The organism is Corynebacterium minutissimum, from assembly GCF_016889765.1.
Taxonomy (GTDB): Bacteria; Actinomycetota; Actinomycetes; order Mycobacteriales; family Mycobacteriaceae; genus Corynebacterium; species Corynebacterium minutissimum_B.
In genome coordinates, this window is sequence record NZ_CP069533.1 from 491,309 (window position 1) to 510,254 (window position 18,946).

Annotated in this window: 17 protein-coding genes; 2 read left to right on the forward strand and 15 right to left on the reverse strand. The window is 59.2% G+C overall.

All coding sequences use genetic code 11. The features are described from left to right. The first annotated feature begins 1 nt into the window (after position 1). Positions 2-1,534, forward strand: coding sequence for an alpha-(1->6)-mannopyranosyltransferase A (locus I6J26_RS02270; protein ID WP_115022909.1), 1,533 nt, complete (start codon positions 2-4; stop codon positions 1,532-1,534). On the opposite strand, the gene I6J26_RS02275 is transcribed toward I6J26_RS02270, so the two are convergent. Further along, complete coding sequence (locus I6J26_RS02275; RefSeq protein ID WP_115022911.1) at positions 1,503-1,901, reverse strand: Rv2175c family DNA-binding protein; 399 nt, start codon at positions 1,899-1,901, stop codon at positions 1,503-1,505. The two genes, I6J26_RS02270 and I6J26_RS02275, sit on opposite strands and share 32 nt — an antisense overlap. A gap of 50 nt (positions 1,902-1,951) precedes the next feature. Between I6J26_RS02275 and I6J26_RS02280 the strand changes: the two genes are divergently transcribed. Next, positions 1,952-3,190, forward strand: a complete 1,239-nt coding sequence (locus tag I6J26_RS02280) for a protein kinase domain-containing protein (protein WP_115022913.1) — start codon at positions 1,952-1,954, stop codon at positions 3,188-3,190. Positions 3,191-3,193: 3 nt separating this feature from the next. Here I6J26_RS02280 and I6J26_RS02285 read toward each other — a convergent pair whose 3' ends face one another. The 14 genes from I6J26_RS02285 to ctaC form a co-directional block, all read right to left on the reverse strand. Beyond that, positions 3,194-4,582 (reverse strand): class II 3-deoxy-7-phosphoheptulonate synthase, encoded by a 1,389-nt coding sequence (locus I6J26_RS02285; RefSeq protein WP_039676119.1) that lies wholly within the window; start codon positions 4,580-4,582, stop codon positions 3,194-3,196. Positions 4,583-4,642: 60 nt separating this feature from the next. Then, a complete protein-coding gene (locus I6J26_RS02290) occupies positions 4,643-5,152 on the reverse strand; it encodes a polyadenylate-specific 3'-exoribonuclease AS (RefSeq protein WP_115022915.1) in 510 nt (169 codons plus the stop codon). Positions 5,153-5,233: 81 nt separating this feature from the next. Continuing rightward, positions 5,234-6,415, reverse strand: coding sequence for an acyltransferase family protein (locus I6J26_RS02295; RefSeq protein WP_115022917.1), 1,182 nt, complete (start codon positions 6,413-6,415; stop codon positions 5,234-5,236). A gap of 3 nt (positions 6,416-6,418) precedes the next feature. Further along, entirely contained in the window at positions 6,419-7,165 is a 747-nt protein-coding gene (locus I6J26_RS02300; protein WP_115022920.1) for a lysophospholipid acyltransferase family protein, read from the reverse strand. Between the two features lie 67 nt (positions 7,166-7,232). Further along, the gene (locus tag I6J26_RS02305) at positions 7,233-8,189 is read right to left on the reverse strand and encodes an ROK family protein (protein ID WP_115022922.1); all 957 of its coding nucleotides are present in this window, start codon (positions 8,187-8,189) and stop codon (positions 7,233-7,235) included. A 23-nt stretch (positions 8,190-8,212) separates the two neighbouring features. After that, positions 8,213-9,346 (reverse strand): glycosyltransferase family 4 protein, encoded by a 1,134-nt coding sequence (locus tag I6J26_RS02310; RefSeq protein ID WP_115022924.1) that lies wholly within the window; start codon positions 9,344-9,346, stop codon positions 8,213-8,215. A gap of 3 nt (positions 9,347-9,349) precedes the next feature. Further along, complete coding sequence (locus I6J26_RS02315; RefSeq protein ID WP_115024405.1) at positions 9,350-10,396, reverse strand: NlpC/P60 family protein; 1,047 nt, start codon at positions 10,394-10,396, stop codon at positions 9,350-9,352. Positions 10,397-10,562: 166 nt separating this feature from the next. Next, positions 10,563-11,201 (reverse strand): C40 family peptidase, encoded by a 639-nt coding sequence (locus I6J26_RS02320; RefSeq protein WP_115022926.1) that lies wholly within the window; start codon positions 11,199-11,201, stop codon positions 10,563-10,565. A 920-nt stretch (positions 11,202-12,121) separates the two neighbouring features. Next, positions 12,122-13,744, reverse strand: a complete 1,623-nt coding sequence (gene qcrB / locus I6J26_RS02325; protein WP_115022928.1) for a cytochrome bc1 complex cytochrome b subunit — start codon at positions 13,742-13,744, stop codon at positions 12,122-12,124. Further along, complete coding sequence (gene qcrA / locus I6J26_RS02330; protein WP_115022930.1) at positions 13,744-14,964, reverse strand: cytochrome bc1 complex Rieske iron-sulfur subunit; 1,221 nt, start codon at positions 14,962-14,964, stop codon at positions 13,744-13,746. The genes qcrB and qcrA overlap by 1 nt, the downstream gene beginning before the upstream one ends. After that, on the reverse strand, positions 14,961-15,848 hold the full coding sequence (gene qcrC, locus I6J26_RS02335) for a cytochrome bc1 complex diheme cytochrome c subunit (RefSeq protein ID WP_039676130.1): 888 nt from the start codon (positions 15,846-15,848) through the stop codon (positions 14,961-14,963). The genes qcrA and qcrC overlap by 4 nt, the downstream gene beginning before the upstream one ends. Positions 15,849-15,913: 65 nt before the next feature. Further along, the gene (gene ctaE, locus I6J26_RS02340; protein WP_428829328.1) at positions 15,914-16,525 is read right to left on the reverse strand and encodes an aa3-type cytochrome oxidase subunit III; all 612 of its coding nucleotides are present in this window, start codon (positions 16,523-16,525) and stop codon (positions 15,914-15,916) included. 539 nt (positions 16,526-17,064) lie between these two features. After that, positions 17,065-17,496 carry an aa3-type cytochrome oxidase subunit IV gene (ctaF, locus tag I6J26_RS02345; RefSeq protein WP_115022932.1) on the reverse strand — a complete coding sequence of 144 codons (432 nt, stop codon included), beginning with the start codon at positions 17,494-17,496 and terminating at the stop codon, positions 17,065-17,067. 19 nt (positions 17,497-17,515) lie between these two features. Beyond that, the gene (gene ctaC, locus I6J26_RS02350) at positions 17,516-18,595 is read right to left on the reverse strand and encodes an aa3-type cytochrome oxidase subunit II (protein ID WP_115022934.1); all 1,080 of its coding nucleotides are present in this window, start codon (positions 18,593-18,595) and stop codon (positions 17,516-17,518) included. Between the last annotated feature and the right edge of the window lie 351 nt (positions 18,596-18,946).

Below are 18,946 nucleotides of genomic sequence, written 5' to 3' on the forward strand. Positions count from 1 at the left end.
CATGGCTGCCCGCACATCCACGCGTATTGCCCTACGCATCCCCAACCCGCTTCCCTTGGGCATTGTCGCCAGCATCATTCTGGCGTTGGCGTCCTTCTCCGGCGGCGCTACCCGCAACCGGGGCGGCGTCTTGGAGGCGCTCAATATTGGCTTCCTTGCTTACGGACACGGCCGCAACATCGGCATGGTCCTGTATTGGATTGGCCTCTTCGGTCTTGTCGGCGCGTGGGTCCTGGCTGGGCGTCACGTCATTGCCCCGCAGCTCAAGGATCCAAAACCGGAGGGCGGTCTGCGCGACATCCAACGTATGTTGCTCAGCTGGATTGCTCCCTTGCTCATAGCCGCACCACTCGCGTCCCGGGATGTCTATTCCTATCTCATGCAGGGAGCCATGGTGCGTGACGGCTTCGATCCCTACACCGAAGGTGCCGCGGTCAACCCCGGGCCATTCCTCTTGGAAGTGTCCCACGACTGGCGCAACACCACCACGCCCTATGGGCCGCTGCATTTGTGGATGGGCAAGGGCGTCACACAGCTGGTTGGTGATCACGTTGCCGCCGGCATCATCGTCTACAAGATCGTTTCCGTCATCGGCTTCGCTGCCATCGCTTGGTCCATCCCGCGTCTAGCCCGCGCTATCGGCGGGGATCCCGCATTGGCGTTGTGGCTGGGTGTGGCCAACCCCGTCATGATTCTGCATCTGATCGGCGGCATGCACAACGAATCCGTCATGGTCGGCTTGGTCTCGCTTGGGCTTCTCGCGGCGGTCCACCACAAGTTTCATGCCAGCCTCCTGCTCGTGGGCATTGCAGTTTCGCTCAAAGCGACGGCCGTGTTCGCCGCGCCGTTCATCGTGTGGCTCATGGTTCACCACTGGGCACCGGAAGGGACGAAGGCGCTCAAACGAGTCGGTATTTTCCTTCTGTCCGGAATCATTGCCGTGGCTGAGGTCGCGTCAGCGGTTGCGGTGATCACGTGGGCGTCGGGAAGCTCGTGGGGCTGGCTCTCACAGATCAGCGGCAACTCCAAGGTGATCAACCCGTTGGCGGGGCCGACGCTGCTTGCCGACGTCCTCGTGCCCCTCATCCAATTCTTCTCACCCGAGACGACCTACAACGGCGTGCTCGGGGTATTGCGTTCTGCCGGCATGGTGCTCATGCTGCTCGGGCTCGTCCTCGTGTGGTGGTGGGGTCGCACCGGCGTGCGCCGCGCCATCGCCGCCACGGCTGCGGCCTACCAAGTGGCATTCGTCTTCAACTCCGTCACGCTGCCCTGGTACTACGCCTCAGTGTCGACGCTGATGGGCACGTTCCGCCCGCCGCTGCCCATCCTCAAGCTCGCTACGGGCGCCACCTTCTTCATCGGAGTTGCCTTTGCTGGTGACGGAAACCACCAGCTCTACAACTGGTTCTGGGTCATCGGCATGGTAGTCGTGGCATGGAGCGCCACGCAGTGGATCTTTGCTGGTGTTCCTGCAAGGTCGGCGTCTAAGACGCCGACGGTTAAAAGGCCGAGGCCTGCGCGCGCCGAATAACCTCGCGCGCGAGGTGACCATGCAGTCCATCAATGGGACGCCCCGGCAAAGAGTCATCCTCGGTAAACAGGTGCGCCAAGATTTCGTTATCGTGCCACCCGTTGTCCGAAAGCACAGTAATCACGCCCGAGACGTACTTGGAAATGGCGCCCTTTGAGTTAAAGAAGGACGCGGGGACTAGGCGGTTTCCCTCTGGGTCACGCCAAGCAATGAACTTGCGGGCATTGAGCAAGTCAAAGACGCGGGTGATAGGAAGATCCAACTTTTCAGCCACGTCTTTGAGCGTCAGCAGCTCCTCGCCGGCGAGCAACTCGACCAGTTCGGGATGGGAATTCTCTTCAGGTTTCGCAGAATTAGTCACAGACACAACTGTAGCGGGATCACACTTTGAGGAGAGGATCGACCATACTGGAATCCATGACAAGGCTGAACGTGGGCGACATTCTTGAGGGACGCTATCGTATCGACCAGCCGATCGCCCGCGGCGGCATGTCCACTGTGTACCGCTGCGTGGATATGCGTTTGGGCCGCGCCGTCGCCGCCAAGGTCATGGATGAGCGCTATCACGATGACCCCGTTTTCGTCACTCGTTTCGAGCGCGAGGCCCGCGCCATGGCGCAACTGAGCCACCCCAACCTCGTCGGGGTCCATGACTTCTCCGCGGACGGACTGCCTATTTATCTCATTATGGAGCTCATCACCGGCGGCACCTTACGCGAGCTTCTCGCGGAGCGTGGCCCCATGCCGCCGCATGCCGCCGCTGGTGTCATGCATTCGGTCTTGGCGGGACTCAGCGAAGTCCACGACGCCGGGCTCGTACACCGCGATATCAAGCCGGATAATGTGCTCATCACGAACACGCACCGCGTCAAAGTAGGTGACTTCGGTCTCGTGCGCTCAACGCGCGCGGATCACGATAGTTCCGGCCAGATTGTCGGCACCGTCAGCTACCTCTCCCCGGAGCAGGTCACCGGCGCGGAGATTTCACCGGCTTCCGACGTCTATTCGGCGGGAATTGTGCTCTTCGAGCTGCTCACAGGCACCGTTCCCTTCAGTGGTGAAACTCCGCTGGCCCATGCCACCGCCCGCGTTCACGCGGATGTCCCCGCGCCTTCCTCACGTATCGAAGGCGTGCCGATGCTTTTCGACGCCCTCGTGGCCACCGCCACCGCACGCCACCCTGGCGAGCGTTTCGCCGATGCAGGCGAGTTCCTCGATGCTTTGGACGATGTCTCCCGCGAGCTTCAGCTGCCGGCCTTTACAGTCCCCATCCCCCATAATTCGGCCGCTGCCCGCACCGCCGCGGTACCCACGGATTTTGCCGGCACTGGCAATACCCGAGTCTTCGAAGCAACCTCTGCGCTCAACACTCCGCGGTCTGACGCGCCCCAGCCAGTTGCACCAGACTTCGAGACACGCGTCGAACCGCCCGTGGCTCCCCCTCTGGCTGAGCCGCCGGTGCCGGTCGAGGAGTCCTACGCTCCTGCCGGTGCTGAAGAAGAACCCGAGGAACGCCCCTTGACCAACCGCAGCGCGGTCTCCCTTTTCGGGTTTCTTATCCTCGTTAGCCTCGCCACGCTCGCCGTTGCGGTGGCGGCGTGGTGGTTTGGCTCCGGAGAATACGGCACGTGGCCGATTCTCTGGAGACCGTACTAGCTTCTAGTTGCGCAGCATTTCCGCGATGAGGAAGGACAGCTCCAGCGATTGCTGGGTGTTCAAGCGCGGGTCCACGGCAGATTCGTAGCGGCCCGGCAGGTCTACGTCGGTGATATCCTCAGCGCCACCGAGGCACTCGGTCACGTCCTCACCGGTGAACTCGAGATGCACGCCGCCTGGGTGGGTCCCCAGCTCGCGGTGAACCTCGAAGAATCCCTGAACCTCATCGACAATTTTGTCGAAGTGGCGGGTCTTGTAGCCGTTGGACGCAGTGAAGGTGTTGCCGTGCATCGGGTCGGACTGCCAGACCACCTTGTGGCCGGATTCCTCCACTGCCTTGATAATCGGGGGCAGTACGGAGCGCACCTTGTCGTGGCCCATACGAGCAATCATGGTGAGGCGGCCCGGCTCACGGTTCGGGTCAAGCTTTTCCGCGTACTCCACTGCCTGCTCCGGAGTCACGCCAGGGCCCAGCTTGATGCCCACTGGATTGCCAATGATGGACGCAAACGCCACGTGGAAGTCCTCGATGCCGCGGGTACGCTCGCCGATCCACAACTGGTGAGCGGACAAATCATAGAGCTTGGTTTCCCCATTGAAATCTGTGCCGAGTCGCAGCATGGAGCGCTCGTAATCCTTCAGCAGGGCTTCGTGAGAGCAGTAAATCTCCGCCGAGCGCAGGGTTTCATCGGACACGCCACAAGCATTCATGAACGCCAGGCCGTTTTCAATCTCGTTGGCCAGAGCCTGGTAACGGGCACCCGCCGGCGAGTTCGCCACGAATTCGCGGTTCCATTCATGCAGGCGGTACAGGTCCGCGGTGCCGGAGTGCGTGAGGGAGCGAACCAGGTTCATTGCAGCCGACGAGTTTGCATAAGCACGAATCATGCGGGCGGGGTCGTGGCGGCGAGACTCCTCGTTGGCTTCAACGCCGTTGACGATGTCGCCGCGGTAGTTGTACAGGCCGTTCGCATCGAGATCAGAGGAACGCGGCTTCGCGTACTGGCCGGCAATTCGCCCCAGCTTCACTACCGGGGTAGACGCGCCATAGGTCAAGACCACAGCCATCTGCAGCAGGGTCTTGATGTTGCCGCGAATGTGCGGCTCAGTGTTGGATTCAAAAGTCTCTGCGCAATCGCCGCCCTGGAGGAGGAAGGCTTTGCCCAAGGCGACGTCGGCAAGCTTGCGCTTGAGCTCCTCAATTTCCGGGGCCACGACGATGGGCGGGACCGATTCCAGAATCTTGCGCACGTTATCTGCTTGCAGCTGGTCCCAGCTAGGCTGTTGCTTGGCCTCACGTGCAATAACGTCCTGGAACTTCTCGTTGATGCCCTCCGGCAGCGGCGGCAGATCAGGAAGCACTTCTTTGGGAATATCTACTGTCCAACTCACACCCAGTATTAAACCATCTCGCGCCTATAGTGCGTTAGTTAATCCCCCGATTGCCCCACCTTATAGATTCACGCGGTTGCCGCGGCTCAACGGCAGGTGTTGCTCGCAGGTGCGGAACTTGGCGAGGTTATGGCGGGCGTCGACAAGCGCATCGTGGTTCCCATTCGGCACGGGCGGCAGCGTGGGGCGGCCGGCAAACTCCCAATACTGCTTCAGCTCACGCGTGTAGCGCGGCAGCCCCTTGGGCAGCCCAGCCATGTCGCCCCAGAGCTGAGCCAAGACCACATGGTCGTAGGCGCCGACCCATGCCCACAGCTCAATGGGGCTGGAATGGCCGCCCATAAACTCGAGGAGTTCCTCACGGATAGTGGCGCGGGACTTCCACACCTCGTTGCCGGGACTCGGCAGTTTGTCTAGGACGTTCTCACGTACCCAGGCATTCGCCTTGGAGGGGTCGAAATCGGTGGACACGGCATAGTATTCGCTACCGTCTTCGCCCACGATGCCGATGGAGACCAACTCGATGGTCGATCCGTCCTCGATAAACTCGGTGTCGTAGAAGTAGCGCACGGTTTCGTATCCTAGCCTCTCTTCCATTCCCCATTGTCACCGGGGCCCATACTCAGCACCGATACTTCCCCTGCCGTAAACCTATCCGCTTTGTGCTGCGCTGCTCGTCGCCGCGGCATCTTGGTTCTCCAGCGGCTCGATGGGCTCTGCTTGGCGGCGACCCAACGCCGGCGGCTTCAGTGACCAGCCCAGCACCGGAATTTTGCCCAAGGCCCACAGCGCGAGCGAGGCCAGCCCCGCGTAGACCATGCACATACTCAGCCAGAACCACGTATTGTCCAACGGCCACTGCCCCGCCAGTGAGATTTCTCGTGGGTACAGCGCCATGGGGAAGCCATACAAGACAGTCAAACCAATTGGGTGTCCCAGATAGATCGGGAGCGTGTGTGCGCCGATGAATCTAAGCCCCATCGACACGGCCGGAATATAGGACACGGCCACCGCCACGGCGATACCCACGGGAACTTCACAGAACTGCTCCACCATGCGCACCAGAATGTGAAGATCATGGTCAGCCAACACCTCAGCGCCAGGAAACGGCCACGCCATCTCCATAGGTTCGGCACGCTGATCCCAGGCGCGACGGACAGAGAAACCAACGGCGTAGGCCACCATCATGCCCGAATAAGCCCACAACGTGCGCTGTTCCCAGCGTCCTTGAAATGGCGCCTCGAGGGCATCAGCAAAGGCCGTAATCACGTCACGAAAATACGCCGCTGCCACGAACACCGGCAGGAACATGACCGCCTTCGCAATGGAGTGAAACTCCGCTTGCCACGCCATGAAGAGGATCGGAAGAAAGCTCAATAGCAGACCCAGCCACCCCGGGAGCGTGCGCACGCACCACAAAAAGACATTGAAAAGAATGAGGGCATAGAGGAACCACGCCATGGAGTGGCCCACGAGAAGGCTGGCCACCATCTGGCTCGGATCAAAAATGGGATCCCCAAAGACCCAGTGATACTCCACGCGTTTTGTCTGCTGCTCAATGAGCATCCACACCACATAGGGCACAAAGAAAAACCACAGACGCCGCGTAACCAGTTCGGCAAAGCTAAAGCGAAAAACCTTCTGAGAAAAATAGCCACTGACAAGGAAGAACAAAGGCAGGCGCAGAGGATCTATCCACACGTTAAAGGCAGCCAGCCACGTATCTTGGGCCTCTGGTACGGCTAAAGTGACGTGGAGCAACACCACGCCAAGGATGGATAATCCTTTCGCTACATCAGGCCAGGCAAGGCGATGAGAGAGAGAAGAGCTCACAGATTACTGCGCCTCCGAACCGGGCTCGGCCCCTTCCGGGTAGCCGTGTCCAGCTTGCAGGGATGCTTTGACATCAGAGGCGTAAACATCCACATATGGCTGCCCGGTCAGCTCCGCCAGCTGCTTCATCACATAGTCCGTGAGAGCGCGGGCAGTGTCGTGATCTTCTGGATCAAGGCCGCGTTCTGCTGCCCACGCGGTGGGATCAATAGGCTCGCCCACGCGCATGCCGACGCGCACCGGACGCGGAATCCACGAGCCAATAGGGTTGGCTTTTCGGGTATTGATCATGGCAATCGGCAGCACCTTTTCCCCTGTGGTGAGCGCAATGCGGGCCATGCCGGTGCGCCCCTTGTAGATGCGGCCATCCGGCGAACGCGTGCCTTCGGGGTAAATGCCAAACAGATCGCCGCGCCCCATGATGCGCTGCGCGCTGGCCAACATGGCATCGCTAGCGTTCTTATCCACACGGTCAATCGGCACCTGGCCCACGGAGCTAAAGAACCACTTCTGCACTCGCCCCACCAGTCCAGGGGTGGTGAAGTATTCGCTCTTAGCCAGGAAGGTGATCTGCCGCGGGCACAACAGCGGAAAATAGAAAGAATCCATGACCGCTTGATGCGAAGACGCCAAGATAGCCGGGCCCGACTCTGGAATGCGTTCCATACCCTCAGACCATGGGCGGTTCCATACCCGCAAGGCAGGCCCAAAGAAGATGTGCTTAAAAGCCCAATACCACTTGTTTCGCATCGCTTATAGTCCTATCTCTGGTTGTGCCGGCCCCGCGGATGACTCCACGAAGGGCAAGTATACGGTGTTAACCTCGGCGCTCCTGACGGGCGAGATCTGCGACACCGATCATACCTGCCGCCGAGCCCAACTCGGCGGTCGCAACGCGCGCCACGGGGCGGTGACCGGCACCGACAATCTGTTGTGCCATGCGCTCACGGGCTACATCGAGGAACAAATCTGCGTCCTGCGAGACGCCTCCACCGATGATAATGAGCTCTGGATCGAGCACGTCCGCCACCATGGACAGACCCTGGCCGAGCCACTGCCCGAAGTCCTCCATGACGGCTGTGGCCAGCGGATCTCCTTGACGAGCCGCAGCCGTGATGTCTTCACCGGAGGGCTTGTTAGGAAGCGCGGTCTCATACTTCCCACGCAATTCTGCGAAGGTGTCCGGCAGCGCCGTGCCGGACGCGTAGCGCTCCAGGCAGCCGCGCTTGCCACAGGAGCATAAGCGTCCGCCGGGGTTGACAACAAGGTGCCCGAACTCGGGGGCAGTTCCGAAGGCACCGCGGTAAATGCGGCCCTCGGTAAACAACGTAGCTCCGATGCCAGTGCCCACGGCAAAGAAGACCCACTCCTTGGCACCGCGGCCGGCACCGAAACGCCACTCGCCCCATGCAGCCGAATTAGCATCGTGCTCCAAGCGAACCGGTACATCTACTCGTTTGCTCAACGTCTCGCGCACAGCGGCGTCACGCCACGGCAGGTGCGGAGCAAAACGCACCACTTCGCAGTCAGGATCCAGGAACCCGGCGAGGGCGAGTCCTACCGCAGTGATGTCATGTCGAGCTGAAAGTTCCTCTACGCACCGAACGATGTCATCTTCCAGCTGGCCAGCATCGGTGGCTGTGGGCACGCTTGTGGAATCTACAATCTCTCCAGCTGCATCGATGACTGCAGCACGAAGGTTGGTGCCGCCGATATCGAAACCAATGGTGAGGCCAGCGTCGTCGCCTTCGACAGAGGGAGAGTGTTCAAGCATGACTAGTAGGATATACCTCCGACTTAGCTCCGGTCACATTCAAGAACCTCGCGCAGACGCGCTCCCATAATTTCCCACGTCCAGTGCTCCTCCACGTGGCGGCGTCCGGAGGTTGCCATGTGGTGCCTCAGGGGGACGTCGCCAAGCAGCAGCTCCACCGCTTCCTCCACCTCCGCGAGGACCGACCCCCTGACGACAACGCCTGACTCTGGGGTGATGGTCTCTGGAGCGCCACCGGAATCCCCCGCGATGACCGGCAATCCCGCCGCCTGCGCCTCTAGATAAACAATCCCCAGCCCTTCGACATCGAGCCCTCCCCCACGGGTGCGGGCTGGCATGGCAAAAATATCGGCCGCATGCAGTGCCATGAGCAGCTCGTCGGTGTCCCGCGCCTCTTTAAGCACTGCATCAGGACAGTACTCCTGCGCAAGTACCCGCAGTGTGGACTCATAGCTTCCACGGCCGATAATAAGCAGCTGGGCATCCGGATACGCCTGCCGTACTCGCGGCATGGCGCGCAAAAGTTGATCTTGGCCTTTGCGGGGCACCCATCGTGAGATACACACGATGACCGGCCCCTCACCCAAACCAAAATGCTGGCGCGCTTCCGCCTTCTGCGCCTCCGTTGCGGGCACAAAGTCCTCGAGGCTCACCGCCGACGGCATATGTACCCACCGCGGGTGCGGGCCAAACGCCCGTGTCAGTCGACGGCGAGTGTACTCCGAAATATAGGTAACAACATCAGATGTGTCTCCAATCCGGCGCAGTGCTTGTCGGGCCCCAGGCAGCATGGACCAGCCCACCTCGTGACCGTGCGTCGTCGCCACGATGTGGCGCGCCCCAGCTTTCCGTGCCGCTGATGCCATCAGCGCAAGAGGCGCTGCTGCACCAAACCACACGGTCTCAATACCGTACTCACGGATGAGGCGCTGCATCTCACGGGCCGTAGCCGGGGTCGGCAGCATCACCTTACGCGGCCACCGCACCACCGTATAGTCCACCGACTTGTCATATTCAGCAGCGGCATCCACATCCTGTGTTGAGGCAAAAACGACGACGTCCTGCGGGGCGAGAGTGCGGAGGAAATCTCGCAGGTAGGACTGAATTCCCCCAATGGTAGGCGGGAAATCATTCGTGACCAGGAGCGTCCGTGCCATGCGCTAGTACCGGACAGCGCCCTGAACCGGCATCGAATTCAGCGGAACCACAGCAACCGGGACACCATACGTCGATGCATGAACGACCTGCCCGTCGCCGATATACATGCCCACGTGGGTAATGCCCGGGTAGTAGCCCACAATGTCACCAGGCTGCAGCTGATCCAGCGGCACCGGCGTGCCACCAGCGATCTGCGCCTGCGACGTGCGCGGAATACTCTTGCCCATTTGCTGGTAGCTCCACACCATCAGACCAGAGCAATCGAAAGTGTCCGGCCCTGCAGAACCCCAACCATACGGTGCGCCCAGACGCGTCATCGCGGCTTGCACGGCAGCAGAGCCGGAACCATCAGCGAGTGCAGCAAGGTCAATATCGGAGGAGCCGCCAAAGTGCTCAACCCATGCTTGACGTGCCTCAGGGCTTAAAGCATCAATTTTTTCTTCCAGCTCCTGTTGCTGCTCTTCGAGCTCCGATTGCTCATCCATGAGCGTCTCTCGCTGGCGCTCCAGTTCATCACGGCTACGGCGTGCCTCTTCAGCGGCATCGACTGCTTCCTGGTGGGCAGCATCAGCCGCTGCGGAAGCAGCCACCATAGCGTCTTCTTCACGCTTCGCTGCCTTTGACAAAGCGCCAAGGTACCCCATGCGTTCCACTGCACTAGCGACATCCTCAGCGTCGAGCGCCGCTGCGATTGGTGACGCCGCATCACGCCGATAGCGCTTTTGCGCCAACGCATCAATTCGCTTCTGTTGTTCGGCCAACGCTGCGGACGCCTCGTCAGCGTTGCGCTGAGCCCCGGCTGCCTGCTCATCGAGTTCGCCGATTCGCTTCTCGGTCTTCTCGATCTCATCCTCGAGGCCCTTGACCTCCTCCCCCTTGGCAGACACGCGCTGGGCGACGTCCGCCATACGCTCGATGAGTCCAGCGAGATCCTCCGGCGCGTCCTCCTGCCCGACCTCTTGAGCAACAACCGAAGGCGCGACAACGGTTGGTGGAACTGCCGCCACCGCACACGCAGTGATAACGGAAGCAAGACGGCGACGCGACATGGACACCCCAGAATCCTAAGAGAATGGCAATAGTTGACTGAAGTATAGCCTCAGTCAAGGGAAACTAAAATACTTCCGTTTAACAATAGCGGAACCCCTCCCCCACACTCATCTTCAACGCGACGAGAGTGGCGGAAGGGGTCAAAATTATCATCTGAGACGCCTCTTAGAAGCGAACAGCAGAGTGGATCGGCATGTAGTTCAGGGAACGCTCGCCCACCGGGGTGCCGGTGTTCAGCGCGTCAATGATGGTGCCGTGACCGGTGTAGATACCAACGTGGGATGCGCCGGAGTAGTAGACAATGATGTCACCCGGCTGCAGAGCATCCAGGGACACCTGGGTGCCGGCAGATGCCTGTGCCTGAGAGGTGCGCGGAATCTCCACGCCGGCCTGGCGGTAAGCCCAAGAGGTCAGACCAGAGCAGTCAAAAGCGCTCGGGCCGTTGGCGCCGTATACGTACGGGGAGCCAACTGCGGAACGAGCAGCCTCGAGGACCTTCTCGCCAACAGTCTTAGCCGGGGCAGGTGCCGGAGCCTCCTGGGCTACCGGTGCCTCAACGGAGGCAGCGTAGCCGGAGCCCTGGTTGGACTTCAAGGACGGGACGTACTTCTCAACGTTCGGAACCTGCTTGATGTTCGGAACGTTCTCCAAGCCAGCAACCTCGAAGCGAACGTCCGTGTTCGGGACGACGACCTCGGCGGCATTGGCGGCAGCAGGTACGGTAACGGCTGCGGTTGCTGCGACAGCAGCGGTGGTTGCAATACGACGGGTGTTCAGGTTGCCCTGACGACGGTGCTTAGCCACGAATTTAAACTCCAAATCTTCCAGCGCGCCTACCTTCGATGCTTGATGAGAGAACCTTGATCTCTCGGTACACAACGAAAGCTCTAACCCATGGGCGGGCCTAGCGTTCGATGGTGGCCCGTTCCTGTAGGACCACCTCCGCTCGGCCCCCGAATTTTAGGAGGGGCCAGACGCGGCGCATAAATCTTCAGTTCGTATTGAGCACCAGTGCTTGGTACACCGTGTCGGTAACTCAATGTCTCGAATAGGTTACGAAACCATCACAAGCGATGTCGAGTTAGAAACACGATTCGCACTCCGTTACCGTCCTGTTACCAAACGTCAACCCTAAAGAGACCAACGCACACTTTCAGGAACCAATAGCCAAGGAACACCGAATCTCACACACCCTCACCTGCAGCGACGCGACAACAATAGGTTCGCTGAAAACTGGACCATTACAAGCCCCTTCACATAGAGACGGTAAGAAAAATTTAGACTGTGAGCTTCGTCACCCCACTGTAGTGCGGAGTATCAGAAGCCCCATATAACCCTTTCAGCACAGGTTTCCCACGAGGAAAAGTGCTGTCTTCCAGCGGTTTTCCTGTCGCCCACGTCACCCCGCTCAGAGATCTGGCCCTCAAAAATTCAAGCCCGCACACTCACATCGCAAAGGTAATGCGCAGGTAAACAAAAGGTTACGCGGTTCTTCCAAGGAATTTACCTCTTTCCCACTGGCAGCACTCAAGCATAAACACGTCAAATGACGCCCTACGGACGCCTAGCAGCTCTGCACCATGGCCAGCCGCCACACCCAGGAAGGCACGGCGAGCTGGAAGGAGACGGCGCCAAACGCTGCGCGTCTCGAGAACGCAAAAGCCCGCTCCCCTCCTCTGATGAGGAAGGAAACGGGCTCGGTGAGCGTGTTTCAGAGGCAGGCGCTAAATGCGGCCGTTCTCTTCGTCGTCGCGACGGTTTGCCTCGTTGAGCTGACGGAACATCTCCGCCTCCTCAGCGTGGTTCTCCTCGCGGATTTCCTGTGCGCGGGACATGATGCCAGCGTCATCCGGGGAGAAGATGCCCTGGGTCTCGGCGTCAGCCAAACCAAGCTGGTTAAGCTGCTTCGGAACCTGAGCACCGGCGTACTCGAGCGGAATCGGGTGGCCGTGATCATCGACGGGTCCAAGCGGCTGGTGAACCTCGATGAAGGCACCATTCGGCAGCTGCTTGATAACACCAGTTTCGATACCGTGCTCCAGGACCTCACGGTCAGAGCGCTGCAGACCAACGCAAATACGGTAGGTCATGAAGTACGCAATCGGAGGCAGAACGATAAGACCGATACGGCCGACCCAGGTCATCGCGTTCAGCGAAATCTGGAAGAAGTTTGCCACGTGGTCGTTACCACCAGACAGCGTTACCAGCAGGAAGAAGACGATGGCAGCTGCACCGATAGCGGAGCGAACCGGAACGTCTCGTGGGCGCTGCAGAAGGTTGTGGTGGGCGTCGTCTCCAGTCAGCTTCTTCTCAATGAAGGGGTAGGCGAAGAGCAGGATAACCATAAGGCCACAGAGCAGCGCGACCCAGAATGCGGACGGGATGGTGTAGTTGCCGATGTAGAGCTCCCATGCCGGCATGACACGAGCAACACCGTCAGTCCACAGCATGTAGATATCCGGCTGGGAACCGGCGGAGACCTGGGACGGGTTGTACGGTCCAAGGTTCCAAATGGCGTTAATGGTCATAAGACCAGAGATGAGAGCAAGAACGCCAGCAACCATCATGCCCATACCAATTGCCTTGGTGGCAAAGACCGGCATAATGCGGACACCGACAACGTTGTTCTCAGCGCGACCCGGTCCAGGGAACTGGGTGTGCTTCTGGAACCAGACCATGATGAGGTGAGCTGCGATAAGGCCCAGGATGATGCCCGGGATAACCAGCACGTGCAGGATGTAGAAGCGGTCCAGCATCAGGTCGGACGGGAAGTCGCCGCCGAAGATGGCCCAGTGCAGCCAGGTGCCGATAATCGGCAGACCAAGGATGATGGCGGACATAATTCGCAGACCAACACCGGAGAGCAGGTCATCCGGGAGGGAGTAGCCGAGGAAGCCCTCGATCATGCCCAGCAGGATAAGTGCACAACCGATAATCCAGTTAGCCTCACGCGGGCGGCGGAACGCACCGGTGAAGAAGATGCGCAGCATGTGGGCAATCATGGACATCATGAACATGAGTGCTGCCCAGTGGTGCATCTGGCGGATGAAGAGACCACCACGCACCTCAAAGGAAATGTCCAGTGCGGTTGCGTAGGCGCGAGACATCTCGACGCCATTCAACGGGGTATATGCACCGTCGTAGATGACCTTCGTAATGGAAGGGTCAAAGAACAGTGCCAGGTAGATACCGGTCAGCAGCAGGATGATGAAGCTGTACAGCGCCATCTCACCAAGCATGAAGGACCAGTGAGTCGGAAAGACTTTGTTGAGCTGGGTACGCAGGACGCCGGCGGCTGAATAGCGCTCGTCCATGTTGTTGCCCATCTTGGCAAGTTTGTTACTCATTATGACTTACGCTCCCAGAATGCAGGTCCGACGGGCTCAACGAAGTTGCCCTTGGCAACCATGTAGCCTTCGTCGTCCACCTCGATCGGCAGCTGGGGCAGTGCACGGGCAGCCGGGCCGAAGACCGGCTTACCGTAGTGCAGTGCGTCGAACTGCGACTGGTGGCACGGGCAAAGAATGCGGTTGGTCTGTGCCTCGTACAGCGAGGTCGGGCAACCAATATGGGTACAGATCTTGGAGTAGGCGTAGTAATCGCCGTAGTGGAAGTCCTCTTGGCCCTTACGCTCGATGGCTTTCTTAGCGTCATCGTTGCGCAGGCGAATGAGCATCACAGCGTTGCGGTTTCCGTGAATGGAGTGCATGTGATTCTCGTAGACGTCCTTTTCCTCGGACCACTCAGCGCCATCGTTGACGTCCTCCGCTGCGAGCGGGAAGACGGTCTCCATGCCGCCAGCGGCAAGGTCCTCCGGACGAACACGCACTAGGCGTGCAAGGCCGCGGGTGGTGTAGTGCTCACCAGACTCGCCCACGTGCTTCTCAGCGATGGTACCGGTGTCACGAGCGAGGTAGAGCTTTACGCCCTTCTCATGCATGGTCCAACCGGAGGTCCACAGGGTGCCGTCGCCGGTGTAATCCAAGTCGTGGCGCTTCTTCCACGGGTTGTTGATAGCACCGCAAAGCGGAGCGATAACCGCCAGGCCGAAGAGGACGCCGGCGCCGCCGAGCAGACCCTTGATGGTCTTACGGCGACCCAGAGTCGACGTGTTCCACGAGTCATTCAGCAAAGCAGTGAGGGTACGGCGGTCAACCTCGTCGGAAGGACCGTCGTGACGACGCTGCACGGAAATCTCTTCCGGCAGAATCTTCTTCACGTACTGAACGATGGCGAAGCCAAGACCCAGAATGCACAGACCGGAGGTCAGACCGAGAAGCGGGGTGTACAGAGTGTGCCACCACAGGCCGTCCTCACCCAGCATCTTGTAGTTCCACGGCCAGAACAGGTAGACGCCGAGGAAGGCGATGCCCATCAGCACGGAGATAACGAGCCAGATGGTGATGCTGGTAGCGGCGCGCTTCTCAGCCGGGTCGCCGTCCACCGGGAAGCGCTCCTTACGGAACGCAACGGTGACGTCATCAAGCTCGGTACCGAGAGCGGCGAGCTCGTCGTTGCTCATAGCATCGAGCTCTTTACGAGAGTAATTCTTCTTTACGTTGCTCATGAGCGAGATCCAATCCACATAGCGGCAACGCACAGAAGGCTGATGCCGATAATCCACATTGCCAGGCCCTCAGCCACCGGACCGAGACCGCCAAGGTCCCAACCTGCCGGAGACGGGGTTTCCTTCGCAGACTTGAGGTAGGCGATGATGTCCTTCTTCTCATCTGCAGTCAGCTGACGGTCAGAGAACTTCGGCATGTTCTGCGGGCCGGTCAGCATTGCCTGGTAGATCTCCTGCTCATTAGCCGGTGCTAGCGGCGGAGCAAACTTACCGGAGGACAGCGCACCGCCCTGACCGGTGAAGTTGTGGCAAGACGCGCAGTTCATGCGGAAGAGCTCCGAGCCCTTGGCAACGTCCTCAGCCTGAATCTGACCGTTGTAGTTGGTACCGCGCAGGGACTCCTGGGCGATGGAGCCATCGTCGTTGTAGACAATGTCGGGGCCGCCACCGTTGGCAGCGACATAAGCCGCGAGAGCCAGAGTCTGCTGCTCGGTGTAGCGCGGGGTCTTACGCTCAGCCTGTGCGTCGTTGGACATCATCGGCATACGGCCGGAGTGCACCTGGAAGTACACAGAGCCGGCGCCGACACCGGCGAGGGAAGGACCGCGATCCTCGATGCCCTGAAGGTTCGCACCGTGGCAAGTAATACAAGCGACTTCGTAGATGTCCTTACCCTCTTGAACGAGAGCTTGGTCATCCTTGGCAGCGGTAGCCACCTGAGCGTCCGGAGTCAGGGCGGAAGCCAAGACACCGGCGCCGGTGAGACCGATGCTCAGAGCGAAGACGCCAGCAAGCGTGCGCTTCGCCTTACGGCGACGGCGGGTCTTCTTAGCCGCGGCAGTGGTCTCCTCCACTGCGGCGGGCTGCTGGATGTTATCCATCATTTTCCTTTAGATAACTCGTACATGGAAGTGAATGGCTGTAGGCCGGAAGGTCCGGCGCTTACGGCCTACTGAACTAGGTAGATGACTACGAAAACGCCAATCCACACAACGTCAACGAAGTGCCAGTAGTAAGACACTGCCATCGCTGCGGTTGCCTGTGCCGGCGTGAACTTGGAGCGGGCAATACGCGCCAAGATGATTCCGAAGGAAATCAGACCTGCAGTCACGTGGGCCGCGTGGAAACCGGTGAGGATGTAGAAGACCGAACCAAACACGGAGGACTGGACAGTCACACCTGCCATGATCAACTCTGTCCACTCGAATGCCATGATGCCCAAGAAGACAACACCCAACGCGAGGGTCACCGAGTACCAGAGTCGGAGCTTGTATACGTCACCCCTTTCTGCTGCGAACACGCCGAACTGAGAGGTCACGGAGGAGAGAACCAGAACAGTCGTGATGACAAAGCCCATCGGCACGTTGATGTGCGCGGTGTGCTCAGCCCAGTCACCCTCCTGGCCGTTCGCACGCGAGGTGAACCACATCGCGAACAGTCCAGCAAAGAACATCAATTCCTGAGACAGGAACACGATGGTGCCGACGCTGACCATGTTGGGTCGGTTCAGCGCGGCAACACGTGGTGCTGCCATACCTTGGTTAGAAACTACGCTCGTCACGCATAACAGTATGGCCGGTTGAGACGCATAAGTCATCTCAATTCCCCCCGATTTTTTGAGGCAACGAACTAGACCTTCCCAGCCTTCGCGCACCTGCCCCACATTTATTCGGTACATAAAGATGCGGGAACTTTGTGCCACGCTTTCCGACGTCCTATTGATGCAGGTAGCGCGACCCCTCGCCTATCGACCATCACACACGCCCCTCGAAATAGTGCAGTGCCAACTCGATTCGCAAGCACTTAGCGCGATTCCTTCAATGAGATAAATCACAAGGGCGAAAGCGGCATCAGTGCAGGTTTGCAACTTTCGGTTGACCCCCGAAGAAAATAGGCTTTTACGTGCTAAAAGTGGCATTGAGAAGGTGCAGTTCCACGAAAGACACTAGGCACATCTACCCCAATGGAGAAAATTTTACGGAACCGAGGGAACTTTCTTGCGCTTTATCCGACTCCGCGATCGACAAAGCCCCCGCCCGGTTGATATCGGGCGAGGGCTAGAGAAGTCGTGGCGCTTATCTGCGCGGCAGAAGAAACCTCTTAGTGCTTTTCCTTCGGCAGGCCGTACTGCAGGGACAAGCCGGTGACAGAGGCAACCAGCAGGACTGCGCCTAGGGCGATCAGCCACAGATACATGAAGATGATGCCAAGGCCGAGAACTGCAATAGAACCGGTCATGGCCAGCGGCCAGATGGAGTTCGGGGAGAAGAAGCCGAGAATACCGGCCTTATCCTCGGTCTCTGCCTCTTCCCAGTCTTCCGGAGCCAAGTCGACCCGGTTATCGGTGAAGTGCAGGTAGCCGCCGAGCATGAGGCACAGGAGCATGGCAAGGACCATGCCCACGATGCCGACCCACTCAGGGCCATAGAGGTAGCCGTCATCCTTGACGTAGTTCACACCGATGACGTAGACGATGAGCGACACGAAGAGGTAGGTCGCAATAGCGTAAAAGACCTTAGATGTTGCACGCATTGTGTATCAGTTCCTTTTCTTATGCCGCTTCGGCGGTGTCGACGAAGTTGTCGGCATCGCGGGTATCGCGCAGGGAGTTGAACGGTGCCGTGGTCACAGCGTAAGGCTCTTCACCGATGTGCTCAAGAGCTTCAGCGTTGGTAGCCTCCGGGTTCTCTTCGCGGAACTTGAGGTACTCATTGAAGTCAGCGCGGTCAACGACACGCAACTCGAAGTTCATCATGGCGTGGTAGGTACCACACATCTCGGCACAGCGGCCGACGAAAGCGCCCTTCTCCTCAATCTTCTCTACCTGGAAGCGACGCTCCTGAGCGTTAACCTCCGGGTGAGCGTAGACGTCACGCTTGAACAGGAATTCCGGAACCCAGAAGGAGTGGGAAACGTCACCGGATGCAAGACGGAACTCAATCGGGGTATCGACCGGGAGAACCAGGACCGGAACTTCCTCGGTGGAACCTACGGTCTCAATCTTGTTGAAATTGAGGTAGGAGATGTCACCGGTGGACTTGCCGTGAATCGGGTTCGGGTTCGGGGTGCCCTCCGGGTCGGTGGCGGATTCTTCCGCGAGCTTCTGACGCTCAGCGTCAGCACCGTCGTAGTTCTCGCCGTCTACCTTGTTCTCGGCGTAACCAAACTTCCAGTTCCACTGGTACGCAGTGACGTCAACGGTAACCTCTGGATTCTTATCCAGTGCGGTGACCTTCTGCTGAGCCTGAACGGTGAAGAAGAACAGGCCCATGATGATGAGAATCGGCATGATGGTCAGCGCCAGCTCGAGCGGCACGTTGTACTGCAGCTGCTTCGGGAACTCGCCCTTGCCAGCCTTTTCTGCCTTCTTCGCGTTCCAGCGGAAGATGGCGGTGAGGAAGAGACCCCACATGATGAAACCGACAATCCAGGCTGCAACCCAGACCCAGATCCAGAAGTTGTACATCGATTCAGCCTCAGGGGTAATACCCTTCGGCCAGCCGAAACCGAGGAGGTTCTCCACGGCGGTCGGCGCTGCGACATCACAACCCGCCAGAGCGAGGCCGCCCATGGCGATGACGCCTGCTAGACCAGCCTTGCGGGCGAGATTGCGTTCTTTACGCTGTCCCACGTGTGTTCTGCCTTTCTGTGCACACAAACTTCTCGAATACTCATAGAGCATTCCTACCCAATTAGGATAGAGCATCACGCTCGAGTTTCAGACCTTTTCACTGGCCTGATGAGGAGATGATTCCGCTCCATAAATAGTGAACGAACGGGATGTTACAGGCCCACCTGCACAAGATCACTCCCGCTCCCCCACCCTCCCCCTGCCCCTTATGACTCAATTCACAAGGTTTACTCTGCCCCATCATCCGAAAGTTCGCACCCTAACGGGGAGCGCGGCGCGGGGTTCGCAGATCCTCAACACACGGCCGTAAAGTGTGTCGCAGATGAACCTTCATATATAAGGAGAAACACG

Excerpts from the sequence above, each read along its gene's own strand:
- I6J26_RS02310 (WP_115022924.1), bottom strand. The coding sequence starts at position 9,346 with ATGGCACGGACGCTCCTGGTCACGAATGATTTCCCGCCTACCATTGGG.
- I6J26_RS02300 (WP_115022920.1), bottom strand. The coding sequence starts at position 7,165 with ATGCGAAACAAGTGGTATTGGGCTTTTAAGCACATCTTCTTTGGGCCT.
- I6J26_RS02305 (WP_115022922.1), bottom strand. The coding sequence starts at position 8,189 with ATGCTTGAACACTCTCCCTCTGTCGAAGGCGACGACGCTGGCCTCACC.
- qcrA (WP_115022930.1), bottom strand. The coding sequence starts at position 14,964 with ATGAGCAACGTAAAGAAGAATTACTCTCGTAAAGAGCTCGATGCTATG.
- I6J26_RS02270 (WP_115022909.1), top strand. The coding sequence starts at position 2 with ATGGCTGCCCGCACATCCACGCGTATTGCCCTACGCATCCCCAACCCG.
- I6J26_RS02315 (WP_115024405.1), bottom strand. The coding sequence starts at position 10,396 with ATGTCGCGTCGCCGTCTTGCTTCCGTTATCACTGCGTGTGCGGTGGCG.
- qcrB (WP_115022928.1), bottom strand. The coding sequence starts at position 13,744 with ATGAGTAACAAACTTGCCAAGATGGGCAACAACATGGACGAGCGCTAT.
- qcrC (WP_039676130.1), bottom strand. The coding sequence starts at position 15,848 with ATGATGGATAACATCCAGCAGCCCGCCGCAGTGGAGGAGACCACTGCC.
- I6J26_RS02280 (WP_115022913.1), top strand. The coding sequence starts at position 1,952 with ATGACAAGGCTGAACGTGGGCGACATTCTTGAGGGACGCTATCGTATC.
- ctaF (WP_115022932.1), bottom strand. The coding sequence starts at position 17,496 with ATGCGTGCAACATCTAAGGTCTTTTACGCTATTGCGACCTACCTCTTC.